Annotated in this window: 17 protein-coding genes and 1 pseudogene; 12 read left to right on the forward strand and 6 right to left on the reverse strand. The window is 36.7% G+C overall.

The window, feature by feature from the left end; translation table 11 throughout:
- Positions 1 to 18: 18 nt before the first annotated feature.
- Positions 19 to 421, forward strand: a pseudogene (locus tag HMPREF9455_RS19905) (ATP-binding protein); the annotation flags it as partial.
- 382 nt (positions 422 to 803) lie between these two features.
- Here HMPREF9455_RS19905 and HMPREF9455_RS19910 read toward each other — a convergent pair.
- From HMPREF9455_RS19910 to HMPREF9455_RS19925, 4 genes are read right to left on the reverse strand one after another with little or no spacing between them, the layout of a single operon-like run.
- Entirely contained in the window at positions 804 to 1169 is a 366-nt protein-coding gene (locus tag HMPREF9455_RS19910) for a ZIP family metal transporter (RefSeq protein WP_006801566.1), read from the reverse strand.
- A gap of 21 nt (positions 1170 to 1190) precedes the next feature.
- Complete coding sequence (locus HMPREF9455_RS19915) at positions 1191 to 1643, reverse strand: hypothetical protein (protein ID WP_006801567.1); 453 nt, start codon at positions 1641 to 1643, stop codon at positions 1191 to 1193.
- Positions 1640 to 2917: an ABC transporter permease gene (locus tag HMPREF9455_RS19920; RefSeq protein WP_006801568.1), complete on the reverse strand. Its 1278-nt coding sequence runs from the start codon at positions 2915 to 2917 to the stop codon at positions 1640 to 1642. Before HMPREF9455_RS19920 ends, HMPREF9455_RS19915 begins: the two co-directional genes overlap by 4 nt.
- 10 nt (positions 2918 to 2927) lie before the next feature.
- On the reverse strand, positions 2928 to 3569 hold the full coding sequence (locus HMPREF9455_RS19925) for an ABC transporter ATP-binding protein (RefSeq protein WP_006801569.1): 642 nt from the start codon (positions 3567 to 3569) through the stop codon (positions 2928 to 2930).
- Positions 3570 to 3683: 114 nt separating this feature from the next.
- Here HMPREF9455_RS19925 and HMPREF9455_RS19930 point away from each other — a divergent pair, with 114 nt between their 5' ends.
- The 11 genes from HMPREF9455_RS19930 (at position 3684) to HMPREF9455_RS19980 (ending at position 16051) form a co-directional block, all read left to right on the forward strand.
- Positions 3684 to 4097, forward strand: coding sequence for a Fur family transcriptional regulator (locus tag HMPREF9455_RS19930; protein ID WP_006801570.1), 414 nt, complete (start codon positions 3684 to 3686; stop codon positions 4095 to 4097).
- Positions 4098 to 4138: 41 nt separating this feature from the next.
- Positions 4139 to 4411 (forward strand): thioredoxin family protein, encoded by a 273-nt coding sequence (locus tag HMPREF9455_RS19935; protein WP_006801571.1) that lies wholly within the window; start codon positions 4139 to 4141, stop codon positions 4409 to 4411.
- A 6-nt stretch (positions 4412 to 4417) separates the two neighbouring features.
- Complete coding sequence (locus HMPREF9455_RS19940; RefSeq protein ID WP_006801572.1) at positions 4418 to 5053, forward strand: hypothetical protein; 636 nt, start codon at positions 4418 to 4420, stop codon at positions 5051 to 5053.
- 21 nt (positions 5054 to 5074) lie between these two features.
- Positions 5075 to 6049, forward strand: coding sequence for a CobW family GTP-binding protein (locus tag HMPREF9455_RS19945; RefSeq protein ID WP_006801573.1), 975 nt, complete (start codon positions 5075 to 5077; stop codon positions 6047 to 6049).
- Between the two features lie 11 nt (positions 6050 to 6060).
- A complete protein-coding gene (locus tag HMPREF9455_RS19950) occupies positions 6061 to 7251 on the forward strand; it encodes a GTP-binding protein (protein ID WP_006801574.1) in 1191 nt (396 codons plus the stop codon).
- 11 nt (positions 7252 to 7262) lie between these two features.
- Positions 7263 to 9608, forward strand: a complete 2346-nt coding sequence (locus tag HMPREF9455_RS19955; protein ID WP_006801575.1) for a TonB-dependent receptor — start codon at positions 7263 to 7265, stop codon at positions 9606 to 9608.
- A 67-nt stretch (positions 9609 to 9675) separates the two neighbouring features.
- A complete protein-coding gene (locus tag HMPREF9455_RS19960) occupies positions 9676 to 10770 on the forward strand; it encodes a DUF4625 domain-containing protein (protein WP_006801576.1) in 1095 nt (364 codons plus the stop codon).
- Positions 10771 to 10834: 64 nt separating this feature from the next.
- Positions 10835 to 11317, forward strand: a complete 483-nt coding sequence (locus HMPREF9455_RS19965; protein WP_006801577.1) for a DUF4625 domain-containing protein — start codon at positions 10835 to 10837, stop codon at positions 11315 to 11317.
- 237 nt (positions 11318 to 11554) lie between these two features.
- Entirely contained in the window at positions 11555 to 12388 is an 834-nt protein-coding gene (locus HMPREF9455_RS19970; protein ID WP_006801578.1) for a class I SAM-dependent methyltransferase, read from the forward strand.
- A gap of 74 nt (positions 12389 to 12462) precedes the next feature.
- Positions 12463 to 14811: a TonB-dependent receptor gene (locus tag HMPREF9455_RS19975; protein WP_006801579.1), complete on the forward strand. Its 2349-nt coding sequence runs from the start codon at positions 12463 to 12465 to the stop codon at positions 14809 to 14811.
- A gap of 19 nt (positions 14812 to 14830) precedes the next feature.
- Positions 14831 to 16051: a hypothetical protein gene (locus HMPREF9455_RS19980; RefSeq protein ID WP_006801580.1), complete on the forward strand. Its 1221-nt coding sequence runs from the start codon at positions 14831 to 14833 to the stop codon at positions 16049 to 16051.
- A 50-nt stretch (positions 16052 to 16101) separates the two neighbouring features.
- On the opposite strand, the gene HMPREF9455_RS19985 is transcribed toward HMPREF9455_RS19980, so the two are convergent.
- Together HMPREF9455_RS19985 and HMPREF9455_RS19990 are read right to left on the reverse strand one after the other, a co-directional pair.
- On the reverse strand, positions 16102 to 16521 hold the full coding sequence (locus HMPREF9455_RS19985) for a Fur family transcriptional regulator (protein WP_006801581.1): 420 nt from the start codon (positions 16519 to 16521) through the stop codon (positions 16102 to 16104).
- A gap of 194 nt (positions 16522 to 16715) precedes the next feature.
- Positions 16716 to 18992, reverse strand: coding sequence for an ATP-binding cassette domain-containing protein (locus HMPREF9455_RS19990; RefSeq protein WP_006801582.1), 2277 nt, complete (start codon positions 18990 to 18992; stop codon positions 16716 to 16718).
- Positions 18993 to 19041: the final 49 nt, after the last annotated feature.

The raw sequence follows: 19041 nt of genomic DNA on the forward strand, positions 1-19041 counted from the left end.
CGCATATGTCCATAGGGCGTGGGGATTAAAGCTTGCCTGGAGGGCTATACGGTTCTTTTTACTTCCGTACCGCGACTGCTTACACAAATCAGGGAATGCAGGTCTACAAAAAAGTCTCAGGCAGCTTGAAATGCGCTTCCAGAGATACGATATGGTCATCTGTGACGAGTTTGGATATGTCTCTTGTGATAAGGAAGGAGGAGAACTGCTCTTTAACCATCTGTCCCTAAGAGCCGGTAAGAGGTCTACAATCATTACAACAAATCTTGCTTTTGACAGATGGGGGGAAATAGTAAAGGATAAAGTTCTCGTGGCTGCCATGGTAGACAGACTCACGCATAAAGCATATCTTATCAATATGAATGGACAATCTTACAGAGTTAAAGAAACTAAAAAAATGTTACAATCTAATGAGGAATAAATATCTTTAACCAATCTCGTCCGAGACACTTAGTGGTATACTTTTCAATTACTAAGTGGACTACTTTTCAATTATATTATACACATTAGTCCATTATCAGTACTACAATCTATTATGTAATCATAATCAAGTAGTTTTTCTAATACTTTTTCCTCTTCCACAGTCTTATGAGTGGTTCTAAATTTATTTTTCACTGTTCTTTCCCAATATAAATGTTCAAGAGTATCGACCTCTATAAAGGGAGAAATAGAGAGTAATCTTTCTCTTAACTCGACTGTTTTAATTTGATTACCAGTAGTGAAAGAATATTCACTTCTACATACATTCTCAGGTTTCTTTATATCATAATCACTAAGTGTTATGTGTGTAGCACCTCCTCTTGTTAGTGTTGTATACCGTCTACAAAATTGTGTATTCCATCGGCATAGAGGCTCAAATATCCATATGGCTTAATAGCCTTTTTGTTTTTATGGCTGATATGTAATAATTGTTCCAGTATAAAAAACACAAAGAAACCTCCGAGGATAAGCCACGAAGTTAATCTGGCTGATTCCATGTGAAAATAAGATTCGGGGACTAGCTGAAAAAAAGCATTTCCGAGTAAGGTCCCTATAGCGAAGCAAATCAGCAGATTCAATATTACACTTAATTTGTTCGATTTAAAATATAAAAGAAATACCCCGACAAATGACAGGGCACTGACAAAACATGCGCTTAATATCGCATATAAAGCATTATTAATTTCCATATCTGTAGTTGTAATTTTAATTTATTTAATAACGCGTACCAGTTCTGCATCATATAGCATATACATCAAATGGTAAGGGTCATTTCTGTTTAGTCGTAGAATTCCTTTTATTTCAATATATTTATCTGTTTTGACTCGCTTTAGTTCCTTGTGGCCTTTTTTTACAAATATCTCCATAACGGTTTCTATACCTCCCGTGCCACAGAAGAAACACATGTTTGACGGAGATTTAGAAAGGGCAAATATTTTGCCTTCCATATCAATCGGTACATAAAAACCTTTAATCAATATCTCTTTATTGTTGAGAGCTTCAATGCTCGCTCCAAAACGTGCTACATCATAATATCCATCCAACGCTTTAACATAGCTGCGTTTCCACGTTACGTCATTTAATGCCTGCCAGGCAATCGGTTTCTGTGCTTTTACCGAACAAAAACAACAAGTGAGGATTATGGCAAAAAATACTTTTTTCATTGACTAAGTGTTTTTGATATATTTGTTTTCATTGCTTTGATAGCAGGAATGACTGCGGCAACGATACCAATGATCAAAGAAGCGATCAATAAAGAAAGATCCGTAGGAGTTACCCATTGTTGCAATGTGTAATTAAAGTTATTATCAGTATAGGTAGATAGAGCAAACATCACAAAACGGCTGGCCACAAATCCGACAATATATCCGATAATAGCAAAACTGATCCCTTCCAGAATAACGATAACAAACAATCGGAATCGACTTCCTCCCATAACGCGTATTAAAGCCAATTCATATTTTCTTTCTTTTAAGGAGTTTAAGAGAGAGATAAATATACTCAAGGCTGAGATTAGGATTATAAATCCGCTTATATAAGTCAAAGCTTCTATCCCAAGCCCCAACAAGGAATACAGGCGATTTATTTCCTGTACGGGAGATGCAGCCTGCATATTTGTTGACTTATTGATAAGACGCGGCAGGCTGATAGCACCCATCGGATTTTGGTACTGGATCAACAATGTTGTTATTTCTTTAGGATGCTCCCCTTCCTCGTGTTCACGTTCCTCATGGCTGTGATCACAATCTGCATCGTGCTCGTGCTCATGTCCCCCATCCGTATCATGCTCATGATCTTTTTCTGCCTCGTTATGCTCATGACTATCATGTATTTTCCATACACTCTCAATATTGGTTAAGATCAATTGGTCGAGCACCGTTCCTGTTTCTTTAAAGATGCCCGTTACTGTATAAGGAGTACTCTCATGTACATCATCCGACTCTGCCGATAGCCCGTGTACCCCTGCAAATTGCCGGCCTATTACTAAGCCTGTTTTTGAGGCGACTTTCGAACCTATCGTTACCTCAAAGTCTTTTTGCCACAAGCTTCCCGCTTGTATTTGTCCATTATAAATAGTGGGGTATGCCTTATTGGTTCCAACAATGCGGAACCTGTTAAAGTTATCTCCAAGGGCAAGAGGAATAGCCTGTTTTATCAAGGGATTCTTGCTCAGTTCTATTGACTCATTATAATCTATATTTCCGGTTGGATAATCTACATGATAAATACCGGATAGTATCAGTTGTAGAGGGCTACCTTTAGCCCCCACTACAAGGTCAATTCCTCCGGCATTTTTATCCATTTGGTTTTCAAATGAGTCTTTAAGGAGGAAAACCAAAGAGATAATAGTAACTCCGGTTGCAAAAAGAATTATATTCAAAACCGAGGATAACGGACGGCTCTTTATTTGTTTGAAGTTGAATTGTACAATATTCATACCTGTTTTTTTAAGATTCTAAATGAACGATTTTTGAGAAATCCTGAATAAGCCTGTTGTCATGTGTGACAATTACTAACCCCGCCTGAAGTTTTTCAGCTTGGTAGCGAAGCAGCTTTATAGCTTCTTTACAATTTTTATCATCGAGGCTGGAAGTCGGTTCATCTGCGAGGATTAGCGAGGGTTTATTTATAACAGCCCGTGCTATAGACAGGCGTTGTAATTCTCCCTGACTCATCTCATTTGTTTTACGATTCCGACAATGCACTATATTTAAAGTATTAAAAAGACTATCCAGATATATATTATCTACTGACAGGTTATTAAGAGATACTGCCATCTTTAGATTTTCCTCTGCTGTTAACGATTTTATAAATTGAGGCGTTTGAAAAACAATTCCGATTTCCCGTCCTCTGTATTTATCCAACTTGGTACCTCTTAATTGAGCAATGTCATTTCCTTTTATCAAAATACTCCCCCTTTTGGGTGTAACCAAACCTGCAATCAGGTGAAGCAATGTTGTTTTCCCACAACCCGAAGCTCCGGTAATAAGTAAATGTTCTCCTTTTTCACACACAATATCCGGAAACACGAACGTATAGTTCTTATTATAAGAATATTGAACACTATTTGTTATTAAGTTTTTTTCCATAACCAATAAAATTTTCAACAAATGTAATTATTTTTCCATATTTGCAACACAGTTGCAAATGAATTTATACTACATTTGCATTGTCGATTCATTTCAGATTTAAAATACATCATTATGGAATCTGTTAAAGAAATATTACATAGGAATAATTTAAAAGGAACAGCAGCGCGTGTCGCCATCTTGAATACGATTATAGATAGTGAGGCTCCTTTAAGTGAATCCGATATAAAAAAAAGAATACATGAAGTTGACAGGGTAACATTCTACCGTTCGATTAAAAGTCTGCTGGAAACAAATATTATCCAGGGTATGATCACTCAGGGAAAAATAATCAAATACACTTTCTGTCATGAGAATCATAGCAGTGAAACAGCAGTCCAGTTTTATTGTACTGAATGTCAAAAACTCACAGATATGGAGATAGAAGCCCAGATCCCTGTTGTTCCGCAAGGATATACGGAAAAGACATGCAGTATAACTATAACCGGAATTTGCAAAGCATGTAATAATTCAGATGAAGAACAATAATGGTTTTTGTAATCTAACATCAAAATATAAAAGGGTTAATAATGGAAGAGATCAAATGTGAATATAAATTAATTGAATTCTATGCAAGTTGGTGTGCCCCATGCCGCACATTCGAGACCAAGAAGAAAAATGAGAACCTGAATATTCAAAGAATAGATATAGATTCCCATCCGGGTCTAGCCCTACAGTTTGGAGTTCGCTCTATACCTGCATTGACACTTCTTAGAGGAGAATCTGAAATTTGGAGACATTCAGGTCAGATATCCGAACCTGAACTGGTCTCTGTATTAGCAAGGCATTTAGATAATAAATAAAACAAGATGGAGGTAAGCAATCTATTCTATGGAATACTAGCCGCATTAGGCTATGTATTACTACAATCGCTGTTTATTGTTGGTGTGCGAATAGCTGCCGATGACAGCACCGAAATTCTACCCAACGGAAAACAAAGAGATCGTATGGGGATGATATTATATCCGGTTTTAAAATACCTGAGCCGAACAAAACTGGAAAAAATATACTATGAGGGTTCTCAGTTTACGAGTCTCATAGGTCAAATTCGGATGGTGCTACCCGATTTGGATATGATTGAAGGAGATGGCCGATTGAAAATTATAAGCAGGGGGCGGTCTTTAGGGATATATTCTAATAAGATAGAAGATACACTCTATCACATTGACAACAGGGTAAAGATAGAGATGGAAGAGGGACTACTTCGGTTTTACAGAATGGACGAGCAATACCGACTCAATAAATACCTGCGGAAACCTATTCTTCAATGCCCTATCTGTATGTCTTCAGTCTGGAGTATACCCAGTTATTGGATACCCATTATATATAAGTTCGGCTTTAATATGGAGGTACTATATCTGGGAGCGGTTAATATCTGTGTGGTAGCTTGCGTCAATGCCCTGATCTGGATGAAATTCAAATCTATGCAAAAATCATTATTATAAAACGAATTATCCAATCAAACAATGAAGGGCAAAATACCTGTGACAATAATAACCGGTTTCCTCGGAGTCGGAAAGACTACTCTTATCAATAACCTGATAAAGAAGCACCCTGATAAAAAATTTGCTATTATCGAAAATGAATTTGGAGAAATTGGCTTGGACGGAAGCTTTATTATCGGAGCTGATGAAAATATATTCGAACTGTCCAACGGATGCATCTGCTGTTCGTTGAACGCCGATTTTTATGAACTGATCAATAAGTTACAAACAGGAGGCTATGATTTCAACCATTTATTGATTGAAACAACGGGTATAGCCAATCCGACATCTATCGTAAATGCTTTCCTTTCCGATTATGAGATCATCGAACGTTTTACTATTGATTCAGTTATCTGTCTGGCGGATGCCGTCAACATTGAAGATCTGATCGATTCAGAACCGGAAGCCCGTAAACAACTTACTATCGCCGATATTATCCTACTGAACAAAATAGATTTGGTAAGGCAAGGTTATTCCAATGAGCTAATAAGTAAGATACAGGATTTTAACCAACTGGCAACGATATATCCGACTTCACAGGCAGATATTTCACAATTAGAAATTTTAGATACCCATCAATATTCAGGCAGGAAAATAGAACAATCAGTTTCCACTTTTAAAAATCTGGCCTTTTTAGGTAATAATAATTTGAAGCATGATATCAAATCAATCGGAATCTCTATTCCCGGAGATCTGGACTTTGAGCGTTTCCGCTTCTGGTTCGAGACGATCCTGTTCTTTGCTAAATACAGGCCATACCGGGTAAAAGGTATTCTCAGTTTCAAAGATGTTCCAGAGAAATGCATCCTGCATGCTATAAAAGATAATTATGTATTTGACAGGGGCGATTTATGGCAGCAAGATGACGAACGTTATTGCAAGCTCGTATTTATCGGTCGTAATCTGGATAATCTGGAAATAGAAGAAAATATATACAAATTAAGAGCAGAACAATAAAATAAAAAACAATGAACAAGATACCTGTAACAGTCTTAAGTGGCTTTTTAGGAGCCGGAAAGACAACCATATTAAATCATATTCTCAATAACCGGGAGAATATGAAAGTCGCTGTCATAGTAAACGATATGAGTGAAGTCAATATCGATGCACAATTAGTAGAAAAAGGTTCGACCCTTTCCCGCACAGAGGAAAAACTGGTACAACTCAGCAATGGCTGTATATGTTGTACTCTGCGCGATGATCTGGTAAAAGAAGTAACCCGCTTAGTTGAGAACGGCAAATTCGACTATTTATTGATAGAGGGAACGGGTATCGCAGAACCTATGCCGATAGCCCAGTCATTCAGTTACGCATTCGAAGACTTGGGTGTTGACCTGACGAAAATTTCACGTCTGGATACCATGGTAACCGTTGTTGATGGCTTTAATTTTTATAACGATTTCGGATCATCGGAAACATTAACGGACAGGGATCCTGATAATACAATCAGCGAACGTTCCATTGTAGACCTCCTCGTGGAACAAATTGAATTTGCGAATGTCATCGTACTGAATAAAGTAGACCTGATCTCGGCCCATCAACAAGAAGAGATGAAACATATTATCCGAAAACTAAATCCGGATGCAAAGATTATTCAAGCTGATCATGGAAAGATTGATCCGAAAGAAATACTAAATACCCATTTATTTGATTTTGCTGAGGCTGCTCAAAGTTCGGGCTGGCAGAAAGAACTACAGAATAAGCATACTCCCGAAACAGATGAATACGGCATCGGTTCATTTGTCTTTCGTGAACATCGTCCCTTACATCCCAGAAGGTTCAAGGAATATTTAAGCAAAAACTGGGATGCAGGCATTGTCCGCAGCAAAGGATTCTTCTGGCTGGCAAGCCGAAAGAATGAGGCATTATTACTAAGTCAGGCCGGAGGTTCTATCGTGGTGGAACGTATCGGTTCATGGTGGGCTTCTTTTCCAACAAAAGAAAGAAATCAACATCCTTCGTTTCAGGCAAATGAGGAATATATCATGGGTCGTTGGGATAAGACATGGGGTGACCGGATGAATGAGATTGTATTCATCGGACAAGATATGGATGAGAAAAAGATCAGACAAGAAATGGAATACTGTCTTTGTACGGACATTGAATACAATGCTTATCAGAATGAACTATTGACAGATAATAACTGGGATTTTTTATAAAAAAATATTTAATGAGATTTACTTATACACTACTGACTTTGGTTTTATGCTGTTTCAATCTATCAGCTCAATCTTCATTCAAAATCAACGGGTTTGTGATGAATGAAGATAGGATGCCGATAGAAGCAGTACCTATTTCTGTGGTAGGGAATAACAATACAATACAAAGTGACCAAAATGGCTTTTTTGAACTTACGCTGTCAACTTCGGGGACTATAACACTCCATATTGACGCTTTAGGGTACTTCCCTTTGTCAACACAACTAAAGGTAAACAGTAGTATACGTCGAGACTTTATTCTCAGAAAGAACAATATAGAGCTGGAAGAGGTCATCGTCAGCGGAAATAATAAAAGAAGTCTTCAAATGAAATCGGCTCAGAATCTTGTTCAGGTTGATAAATCATATATCGAAGATAATTTCTCCGGTAGCCTGATGCAAAGTCTGGAGAAAATACCAGGAGTCAGAGCCATGACTATTGGTTCGGGACAGTCCAAACCTGCTATCAGGGGGCTTGGCTTTAATAGGATGATGGTTACCGAGAATGGAATCAAGCACGAAGGACAGCAATGGGGTGAAGATCACGGTTTAGAAATAGATCAGTTTTCGGTAGATGATATTGAAATATTAAAAGGTCCGAGTTCTCTATTATACGGAGGCGATGCCATAGGTGGAGTAATCAGTTTACGCAATAATTATGTCCCTTCAGCTAAAACCGAAGGAAATATAAATCTGTATGGCAGAAGCAATAATGAATCACTTGGTTTTTCCGGTCAGATAGCCGGACGAAAGAATCGATTTTATTATAAAGTGAATGCCACCTATATGGATTATGGTGATTACAAAGTTCCCACTGATAGCATACAATATTATTCTTATTATATAAAACTCAAAGACAGGCGACTCAGAAATACAGCCGGAAAAGATCGGAACGCCGGAATTACACTGGGATATATTGATAAAAACTTTAGAAGTAATTTTCTGATATCTGATGTATATTCGAAGAGTGGCTTCTTTGCCGATGCACATGGTCTTGAAGTGCGCATGTCCGATATCGACTATGATAAATCCTCTCGGGATATCGACCTGCCCTATCATTCGGTGAACCATTTCAAAGTAATCAACAACTCCCATTTGCAGATCGGGACATTACATCTTGATGGTAATTTTGCTTATCAAAATAATCTGAGAAAGGAACTGTCAGAACCTGTATCGCATGGATATATGCCTATCCCACCCGATGCTTTGGAGCGTAAGTTTAATAAGAATACATACACATCCAATATCTCCTTCAAGCTGCCATTAAAGGAAAAACACTCTCTGCAAGGTGGAATTAATATTGAACATCAGCATAACTCAAGAGATGGATGGGGTTTTATTATACCTGATTTTCGGACAACAGGTATAGGAGCTTTCCTCTATGACCGCTATTTTATTTCGGAAGATTTAATTGTAAGTGCAGGTATACGTGCTGACCAAACGGATATTTATATAGACAGCTATTACGACTGGTATCAGACTCCTGTGGAAAATGGAGATTGGGTATATAAAGAGCGGGCTGCAAACCTGAAAAGGAGTTTCAATAGCTTCACCTGGTCAGCCGGAGTTAATTTCAATAAAAGCAAATGGATGCTTAAAGCTAATGTGGGTAAAAGTTTCCGGGCTCCAACCCCCAAAGAGCTGGGGTCTGATGGCGTGAACTATCACATATTCCGCTACGAAAAAGGAGATAAGAACCTGAATGCAGAAGAGTCTTATCAGATAGACCTGGGTATTAACTGGAAAAATGATGTTTTAGATATTCAGGTAGAACCTTACCTGAATTATTTCCCTAACTATATCTATTTGAATCCGACTTCGGGTTATTACGAAGGTTTACAGATGTATTATTATACACAGGCTAAAGTAATAAGATATGGATTTGAAGCCAGTCTGGAATACAAACTAACCCAACAGTTTACTCTGAGTGTGCAAGGTGAATATTTGTATGCAGAGCAGCTTTCCGGAGATAAGAAAGGTTATACGCTTCCGTTTTCTCCTCCTTGGTCTTCCAATTTAACGGTTACTTACCACCCCAAAAACAAAATATTCGGGACAGATGGTGATATCGGGTTGGAGTATAAAATAGTAGGAGCGCAGGACAGAATTGTTCCGCCTGAAAACAAGACAAAAGAATATCAGACGATAAATATGTCGTTGGGGCGTAGTTGGCAAATAAATCAGAAACAAATAAAAATACGCATACAAGGACAAAATCTATTGAATAAGCGGTATTACGATCATACAAGTTATTACCGGCTGATAGATGTTCCCGAACCGGGACGGAATATATCAGTTATGATCAGATATAATTTTTAACACAATACACTAAGTATTATTTATTCTCTAACCGGGCATATATAGCCCACTTAATTAATTAAATGTTATGAAACAAAAATTTCTATGGGGAACAATCCTTTTTCTAAGTACGTCATTATTCATCTTTTCATCATGTAGCAGTGATGACGATGATGACAATCCGGCAAAACCGGTTATAAACCTGACTGAAGTCGGTAGTGAAAATAGCAAGATTGGAGTTGCCGGAAGCGATCTGCATCTGGAAGGCACTATCGTGGCTGATGGGATGATAAAGCAAATTGATGTTGAAATTCATCAGGAAAGTGGAGGCAGCTTTAAAATTGAAGAATCATATAAAGACGGGAAATATATCGGAGTCAAGAATGCCGATTTCCACGAGCATATCGATATTCCGGCTGATGCCCCTGCGGGAGATTATCACCTGCATTTTACGGTTACAGATCAATTCGGACAAACTACAACGGTAGAATCGGAACTGACAATCGAAGCTGAACCTGTGAATATTAGTATAGACGGTTTGACTTTCGGAGCAGGACATGATTTTGCCGATAATAAAATCGGATATATCGGTACTGCCCCTGTTGTAGAGGCTACATCTATTAAAGCTGAAAATGGAATTGACAAGATATTTGTAGAAATTCACAGCGAAGGCGAAACAACTGCTTTTGAACTCGATACAACTTATACTTATGCCGGTGAAACCGAATTAAAAGATTTTCACAAACATATATCGATCCCAGAAAATGCTCCTGCAGGAGACTACCATCTACACTTCAAGATATACGATAAGAACGGTAAATCTCTTGAAAAGTCAATGGATATAGAAATTAGAGAAACAGGAATTGCTATATCCGGTTTAGAAATAGGAAGTAATAATTCGGCAGTAGCATCTAACATTCATACCGAATTTAAGGTGAATGCTTCAGATCCTTTGACCTCTATTCGTGTCCGTATTTATAAAGCTGCAACTCCGACAACCTATGTATTCAATGAGACATATTCTGATGAGTTTGCAACCGGAGATGTAAAAGAGTACACTTTCCATAAGCATTTAAACGCAACTGGTGCTGTAGCTGGAGAATATGTAATTGAAATAAGAACAAATGATGCGAAAGGAGCCAATAAAACCATAAAAGAGAAATTGACTATTACTGGAGCATAATAAATTATTAAATATCAATAGCGGATAGTTTTTGAAAAAGGACTATTCGCTAAAAATAAAGAATATGATAAATAGAAAAATCATTTTATACTGTCTTGTTTGCCTTTTTGTTATGGGGTGTAGCAACGACGATGATGATAGTCAGGATATGGAAAAGCCTTCCATCGATATGAGTGGCAGCAATGCTTTTCCTCAGAACTGCATTATTTTGTATCGGGGCGAAAGTTTTCCATTCAGAGCGGTATTTGCTGATAATCAGGAATTGGGAAACTATAATATCGAAATACATAATAATTTCGATCATCATTCGCACAGTACAGATGATGTGGAGTGCGATCTGGAGCCAAAGAAGACTCCTGTAAAGGCATTCGTTTACAATCAGGATTTCTCTATCCCTTCAGGGAAAACAATATTTGAAGCAAATAATGAGATTTCAATACCCTCGGATGTAGATACCGGAGACTATCATTTTATGGTTCGACTGACAGATAAGGCCGGGTGGCAACAATTGAAAGCTGTAAGCCTGAAGATAAAAGACAGGGATTGAAACTATAATTTATAATTCAAACTCTAATATATAGAATAATGTCAACAATCTGTATATGACTGTTTATTGGGTTTATAAACAGTCATATACACCTGTTAGCTTATGCGTTTAAACTTTATCTTTCACAGTTATGAATACCTAATAATAATTATTTCAACAGAAATTATCACAAAAAATGGCGATTTAATTTAGTTATTGTAACATCTACCTTTGAGCTATCTTAATCAAATCCAAATTATGAAAAAATTAGTTCCCTCCATCAGTGATAATATCGCTGATACACTTTTCATCACAGTCTACATGAGAGCTTTAGATGCTCAACAAGAACATCCTGTTTTGGGAGACAATAAGAGTTTAGAGTTGATGAACAGGATAGATTATCCGTTCGAAAAATATTCTGGAATCAAAACAATGAGTCGTTTGGGGACTTGTGTTCGCCTTAAATATATAGACAATGAACTGGAAAAGTTCATCTCTACCCATCAAAATACAATTGTCGTAAATATTGGTTGTGGCTTGGATGACAGATATAACCGGATAAAGAATGCTTCTGAAGCAATTTTTTATGAACTGGATATTCCGGAATCTATTCAATTGCGGGAGCAGTTAATCCCAACACGAGAAAATCAATATCTAATAGCCGGATCTGCTTTTGAAACAGATTGGTTAGACAATTTGCAAGAGAAGCATCCCGATAGACATTTCATTTTTATCGCAGAAGGAGTATTTATGTACTTTCCCGAAGAAAAGGTCAGAAACTTGCTAATCGCTATAGCTAATCGCTTTCCGGAATCAACCGTTATTTTCGACGGATTATCCGAATATCTTAGTCGCCATTCGGATAAGCACGATACCCTAAGAAAAGCAAAAGCGGTTTTTGCTTGGGGATTTGATGACAACCTCGTATTTGAAAAATGGGATCCAGCTTTAAGGATGGATAAGGTATTTTATATTATGCATGGAATGCGCCCCTATAATTTTATGGTTCGTCTGTTAAGTTATATTCCTGTTTTTGGAAAAGGTTCTAAGATTATCTCATTGGGAGTGATACCGGATCAGAAAAAGATATAAAATCTGCTATTTATAAATTCTTCAATAAATAACAGATATTGCTATTGTATAAACACTAATAAATAAACTAAAATATGGATAAGAATAAAATACTCATTTTCATAGGTTGTGTCTTATTCTCAACTGCAACTGTGTTTGCCCAATCATCTTCAGGAAATATAAAAGGGATGGTCTGTGATAGTGAGAATGATGCAGAACTGATTGGTGCATCCATTCACATTAATTCTGTTAACCGAAGCGGAGTCTCTGATGAAAATGGTGAATTTAGTTTCAATAATATTCCGGAAGGGAAATATTTACTGCAAATATCATTTATGGGATATAAGTCTCAATCAAAACAGGTTGAATTAAAAACAGGTGAAACGAAAGAAATTAAAATCAGGCTAATTCCGGATGAGAACAGTCTTTCGGAAGTAACTGTTACCGCAAAGACAGAAGCCCGGAAACTAAAAGAAGAAGGAATGCCGGTTACAGTAATCAATATGTCCAGTTTACAGGGAACTGTAACAAGTATATCTGACATTCTATCCAAGACTGTGGGTATGACTATCCGTACATCAGGTGGAGTCGGAAGTGCCTCGAGAATCTCAGTGCGAGGACTTGAAGGAAAAAGGATTGGGTTCTTCATTGATGAGATTCCATTAAACGACCAAAGTGACTTTATAGACCTGAATGATATACCAGTAGATATGATTGAGCGCATCGAGATCTATAAGGGGGTTGTACCTGCCCGTTTCGGAGGGTCATCGATGGGAGGAGCTGTCAATATAAAAATTAAGGAATATCCGGACAAATATATGGATGTCAGCTATATGAGAGAGTCATTTAATTCAAACAAGCTACAAGTTGTATCCAAACGTAACCTGAAAGACAAAGGCTTGATTTTCGGTGTCGGAGGGGGATATACTTATGCCGATAACGATTATACAATGACTTCACCCTATCAGGAAGGATTAAAAATCAAGCGGAATCATGATCGGTTTCAAAAGATTTTGATAGGAGGAAGTTTTAAAGCTACGAAATGGTGGTTTGATGAAGTCGAATTCGAACCTGTATTTATTGATACGAAAAAGGAAATACAAGGAATTGAAACAGATATCCGTAAAGCAGAGACCAATTCTCGGGCGTTTCTATTTGCCAATACATTAAAAAAGGAAGATTTCCTTCTTCCCGGTCTTGACCTTGACTTCTCCACGGCAGTAGCTTTCACTAAGATTAATTTGATAGATACAGCCAAAGTCAGATATGACTGGGACGGAAATCCATACACAACGACAAAGTATGGCGGGGAATTGGGTAATCAATACGCAGCAAATTCGAATGATAAGAAGTTTACCCTTATTAATAAAATTAATCTGGAGTATATGATCAATGAGTCACACTCAGTGAATTTCAATTCAGTTTTCAATCTAGCGAACGGATATCCGGAAGATAGTCTTCGCAATCTTAGTTTAGGCAGGCAGAGTGTTTTTGATTCAAAGATGAGGAGTTGGGTCGGCGGTATAAACTATGATTTCAGAACCAAAGATGATAAATTCTTAAACTCGGTTACGGCTCGTTACTATATATATTCGATGAATACCAAAAAATCCCAGATATATGGAGGTGATAATGTAAAAGATATTGATTTATCTAAAAATGATTTTGGTATCAGCAATGCAATGCGGTATAAATTTAAGCCGGATTTGATGGCAAAGTTCTCGGTAGGATATGATGTGAGGATTCCATCCGAAACGGAGTTATTAGGAGACGGATATTCTATCTCTCCATCAGAAGGGCTCGTTCCGGAGCGGAATACAAGTGTTAATTTAGGGCTACTTTATGATCGGGTGGGTATTTCCTCGAACGATCTCCAGATTGAGTTAAGTCTCTTTTATATGCATTTAGAGAATATGATTCGCTTTACAAAAGGATTTATTGATGCCCAATATCAGAATTTTGGGGAAATGCGGACATTGGGTGTTGAGTTTGATGTAAAAATGGATTTATTTCCATGGCTGTATGGCTATTTCAATACAACATTCCAGGATTTGAGGGATGTACGTAAATATGAAGAGGAAAGTGAATTACCAAATCCGACAAAAGGAAAACGGATGCCTAATATCCCTTACTTAATGGGAAATGCCGGACTAGAATTTCATAAGGAAAACCTGTTTGGAGGAAGAGGACAAAATACCCGTATATTCTCTGATGCATCATATATAGAAGAATATTTCTATGATTTTGAGATGACCACAAACAGCCAGCGAAGAATACCCCAAAGTCTGACATTCGATATCGGATTTGAACACAGTTTGATGAACAACAGACTTTTCCTATCAGGTAAAATTAAAAATTTAACAGACAAGAACCTTCTTTCGGAATTTAACCGCCCTTTACCCGGAAGAAGTCTAGGTTTTAAGATTCGGTACATATTTAAATAACATACTAATATTTAAAAAAATGAAAATTAATTTTTTATCAGCTTTATGCATTAATACTCTTTTTCTGAGTTTAACAGCATGTGATGACAATGATGGTTCTAATTCAGAACAGAGCGTTGGGAAAATCCTGATTGAAACCACTGTGAAAAATCCAGATGGAGCTAGCGGCTCTTCTTATATTCAACTCATATCTGATTTTACCAAACAAACTATTGATAATAAAAATAGTATTCAGGTAGGATTCGATGCAGGAGTACGGATATATGGAAAAGATATTTATATTTTTCCTGAATTTGGAAAAGACGGAACGCAGGAAATATTAAAATATACCTACAATGAAACAACGGGATTGACAAAATCAGGGTCGTTAAGTTTACCGCCAATGTCAGGGGCATATAGTTTTGTAAAATATAATGACGAAAAGGCTTATACTCCTTTATATAATTTAGGTAAAATTTTAATATTCAATCCTAGTACAATGGCTAAAACAGGGGAAATCGATTTAGCTTCTTATGGCTATGAGGATAACAATCCGGATCCTGCTTTTATGTTTATTCGGGATGAATTATTATATGTCCCTTTGGATCAAATAGGTCCTAACTGGATGCCTTATATTGATTACAAACAAGCAGATGTAGCTATTGTGAATTTAAAAACAGATAAAGTAGTTAAGATTGTATCTGAAAAGGCATCAGGAATGACTTTTCCAACCCGCCCGTTCCTTAAAGACATGATTTTCACGGATGAAAGTAATGATCTGTATATCGGGTGTGCCGGAGGTTTCGGACTTGATCCTCGCTTCCCTGAATCTGGATTTATTTGTATCCGTTCGGGTGAAACCGAATTTGATGGATCTGCGTCATGGGATATCTCTCAGACAATGATAGAAGGAACATCTTATAAACCGGGATCACTCTCTAATTGTAAGTATATTGGAAATGGAAAGCTCGCCGCTTATGTAAGTATCACTGAACTCATGGCGGATAATCCATATACTGCCAAATATTCAATGGCTGTATTAATGGATCTAAAAACGAGAACTATAAAGAAAATTGATGGGATACCTTTGAGTGATGGACATAGTGTATTCATTGATACATATAAAGACAACGTTATTTTTGCAGCTTATGGAGATAAGAGTGCAGGATTCTTTAGTTATAATCCTTCAACAGGTGTAGTCAGTGATAGCCCTGTGGTTTCAACAAGTGGAAATCCTATATTTATGCATGCTTTTGAATAATGATCTAAGTCTTTAACTATAATAATAAAGTTTAAAAGAGGATGCTATATTTAGCTCCTCTTACTTTTTATACAATCAGGACATATACCCTCAAGCAAGATTTGAGCCGATTCAACATGATATCCTGAAGGTAAATGTAGGTTTCTATCTAATAGAGAAGAGTCTAAACAAGTAACTTTATCACAACGAGTACAGTGAAAATGCGGATGTATCCTTGATAAAACCAACTGGCTGCTTAAGGCATATTTTACAATTGTGTTATTTAGAACAATACGATGTATTACTTTGGCTTCTTCTAATGTTTTAAGAGAACGATAGAAAGTAACACGATCAAATAAATCTAAAAATGCATCTTTGATTTCATTTTCAGTTAAGGCTGTATCATCACTTTCTATTAGTTTATCGATAATACATTTGCGACAAACTGTCTTTTTTATTCCATGTTGTTTTAATATCTGTTCTGCATTCATGATCATTCTTTTTACAAAAATAATAAAAAGCATAAGATAACTTCTACTTACCTTATGCTTTACAGGTTTAAATATATAAAAACGACATAATAAAAAATGATAGACTAAGCTTATTGAAATATTGAGATTAAGGTACATTTAGAAGAAATAAGAAAAATAGGTATACTTGTAATTTTTATTTTTTTTCTTTCAACTTAAGTTTTCATTCCATTACTCTGAATTATATACCTTTTTAGATGTTTTCCCGTTAATGAAACATTACTTGTTATTAGATCAATAGGCAAGCCTTCAAATATGACTTTACCTCCATCTTTACCAGCAGCAAGTCCCATGTCTATAATCCAATCGGCTTGAGAGATAATATCTATATTATGTTCAATAATAATGACTGTATTTCTATCATCTACCAATCTATTAAAAAGTTTTATGAGTTTAATTATATCTGAGCCATGTAGCCCAGTTGTTGGTTCATCAAATATATATGTGTTTCCTCTACTACCCAATTCTGTTGCCAGTTTTAGCCGTTGGCGTTCTCCTCCAGAAAATGTGTTTAATGATTGGCCTAATGTCAGGTACTCTAGCCCAACTTCACAAAGCCTATTTAATGGTTGTGTTATTTCCTGTTCATTGAAAAAAGCATTTGCTTCACTGATGGTCATAGACATAATATCAGTAATAGATTTCCCCTTTAGTCTATATTTCAGAACTTCCGGTTTAAAGCCTGTTCCATTACAATGTTCGCAACGCACTTCAACAGCATCCAAGAAAGCCAAATCGGTAGATATAACCCCCAGTCCTTTGCATTCGGGACAAGCTCCATCCGAATTATTACTGAATAAAGATTGCATCACTTTATTCTGTTTTGCAAACATAGTTCTTATCACATCCAATATTCCGGTATAGGTTGATATGTTTGACCTTTTACTTCCTCTTAATGCACTTTGGTCTATTACAACAATTTCTTTGTACTGATTTATCAATGATTTTACAAGTGAACTTTTTCCTGAACCAGCCACACCTGTAACGACTGTTAATACCTGCTTCGGTATCTGGACTGATACTTCTTTCAAATTGTGAAGAGAACTGTTTTTTATAGAAAGGTAACCCGATGGCTTTCGATATTCTTTTTTTAGAGAAGTTTTACAATTGAGATAATTTCCGGTTGGAGTGTCTGCTTTCTTCAACCCCTCAAAGTCTCCTTCATAAACAATACTACCTCCGTTTTTACCGGCACCAATTCCCATATCAACAATATAATCAGCAATCGCAACAACATCCGGATCATGCTCTATAATTAGTACTGTATTTCCTTTATCCCGTAATTCTATCAACAACTTATTTAGTCGTTGTACATCATTCGGATGAAGTCCTACGCTCGGCTCATCAAAAATATAAGTAAGATCGGTCAAACTACTGCCTAAATGCCGAACAAGCTTTATCCGTTGAGATTCTCCTCCCGATAAGGAAGATGTGTCTCTACCCAAAGTCAAATAGCCTAAGCCAATAGATAATAGATTTTCAAGATTCTCTATGATTGTATCCAATAGTGGTGAAACCGAGTTATCTTTAATCGTTTTTACAAACATGAGTAAATCGTCAATCTGCATATTATAGCAATCAGCGATATTTTTCCCGTCTATTCTACATGATAGAACTTGATGGCTCAAGCGATTTCCGTTGCATTCAGGGCAAATACCTTGTTTCACAACTTCTTTGTATCTATTTGTATTTTTACCTATAATCTCTTTTGATTCTTTTTTGAAAAAGCTTCGCTCAAAACGAGGAAGTACACCTTCATATATTCCCGTCTTTGGGAATCGGGGATCAGGATGTGGTAATTTTAAATCATTTGCATAGATTAGATTATGCCACTCTTCTTTGGTATAGTCTTTTATTTTTTTATCATTATCAAACAATCCTGAATATACATAACGTGTCCAACGCCATCCACCGACTTCAAATGTGGGGAATCTTATCGCTCCTTCATTCAGAGATTTTTCTTTATCTATTAATTCATCCAAGTCAACAACATTGGTTTTACCGAGACCTTCACAACAGGAACACATTCCGAGAGGGTTATTAAAAGAAAAAACAGATGAATGACCAACAAAGGGTTGTCCGATACGGGAAAACAATAATCTCAATAATGAATATATGTCGGTAATTGTTCCAACAGTGGAACGGGCATTACCTTCTATCTTTTTTTGATTAACTATAATCGCAACAGATAGATTTTCAAGTTTATCGACATCGGGTTTACCATATTGTTGTAGCCGATGCCGGATAAAACTATCATAGGTCTCATTCAATAATCTTTGCGATTCTGCTGCTATTGTATCAAAGATTAATGAAGTTTTTCCGGAACCTGATACTCCAGTAAATACAGTTATCTGCTTTTTAGGTATTCTAACTGAAATATTTTTGAGATTGTTTTCTCTTGCTCCTTTTACTATTATTTCCTGCGTGTCCATTCGTCCTAATTCTTTCTTACAAAGTTAGGCACTCTTAATTATCTGATCA

The organism is Dysgonomonas gadei ATCC BAA-286 (assembly GCF_000213555.1).
In the GTDB taxonomy this organism is placed as follows: Bacteria; Bacteroidota; Bacteroidia; order Bacteroidales; family Dysgonomonadaceae; genus Dysgonomonas; species Dysgonomonas gadei.

Coding starts and splice junctions, on each gene's coding strand:
- HMPREF9455_RS19925 (WP_006801569.1), bottom strand. CDS start 3,569: ATGGAAAAAAACTTAATAACAAATAGTGTTCAATATTCTTATAATAAG.
- HMPREF9455_RS19980 (WP_006801580.1), top strand. CDS start 14,831: ATGAAAATTAATTTTTTATCAGCTTTATGCATTAATACTCTTTTTCTG.
- HMPREF9455_RS19945 (WP_006801573.1), top strand. CDS start 5,075: ATGAAGGGCAAAATACCTGTGACAATAATAACCGGTTTCCTCGGAGTC.
- HMPREF9455_RS19975 (WP_006801579.1), top strand. CDS start 12,463: ATGGATAAGAATAAAATACTCATTTTCATAGGTTGTGTCTTATTCTCA.
- HMPREF9455_RS19960 (WP_006801576.1), top strand. CDS start 9,676: ATGAAACAAAAATTTCTATGGGGAACAATCCTTTTTCTAAGTACGTCA.
- HMPREF9455_RS19940 (WP_006801572.1), top strand. CDS start 4,418: ATGGAGGTAAGCAATCTATTCTATGGAATACTAGCCGCATTAGGCTAT.
- HMPREF9455_RS19990 (WP_006801582.1), bottom strand. CDS start 18,992: ATGGACACGCAGGAAATAATAGTAAAAGGAGCAAGAGAAAACAATCTC.
- HMPREF9455_RS19985 (WP_006801581.1), bottom strand. CDS start 16,521: ATGAATGCAGAACAGATATTAAAACAACATGGAATAAAAAAGACAGTT.
- HMPREF9455_RS19915 (WP_006801567.1), bottom strand. CDS start 1,643: ATGAAAAAAGTATTTTTTGCCATAATCCTCACTTGTTGTTTTTGTTCG.
- HMPREF9455_RS19920 (WP_006801568.1), bottom strand. CDS start 2,917: ATGAATATTGTACAATTCAACTTCAAACAAATAAAGAGCCGTCCGTTA.
- HMPREF9455_RS19955 (WP_006801575.1), top strand. CDS start 7,263: ATGAGATTTACTTATACACTACTGACTTTGGTTTTATGCTGTTTCAAT.
- HMPREF9455_RS19965 (WP_006801577.1), top strand. CDS start 10,835: ATGATAAATAGAAAAATCATTTTATACTGTCTTGTTTGCCTTTTTGTT.
- HMPREF9455_RS19935 (WP_006801571.1), top strand. CDS start 4,139: ATGGAAGAGATCAAATGTGAATATAAATTAATTGAATTCTATGCAAGT.
- HMPREF9455_RS19930 (WP_006801570.1), top strand. CDS start 3,684: ATGGAATCTGTTAAAGAAATATTACATAGGAATAATTTAAAAGGAACA.
- HMPREF9455_RS19910 (WP_006801566.1), bottom strand. CDS start 1,169: ATGGAAATTAATAATGCTTTATATGCGATATTAAGCGCATGTTTTGTC.
- HMPREF9455_RS19950 (WP_006801574.1), top strand. CDS start 6,061: ATGAACAAGATACCTGTAACAGTCTTAAGTGGCTTTTTAGGAGCCGGA.
- HMPREF9455_RS19970 (WP_006801578.1), top strand. CDS start 11,555: ATGAAAAAATTAGTTCCCTCCATCAGTGATAATATCGCTGATACACTT.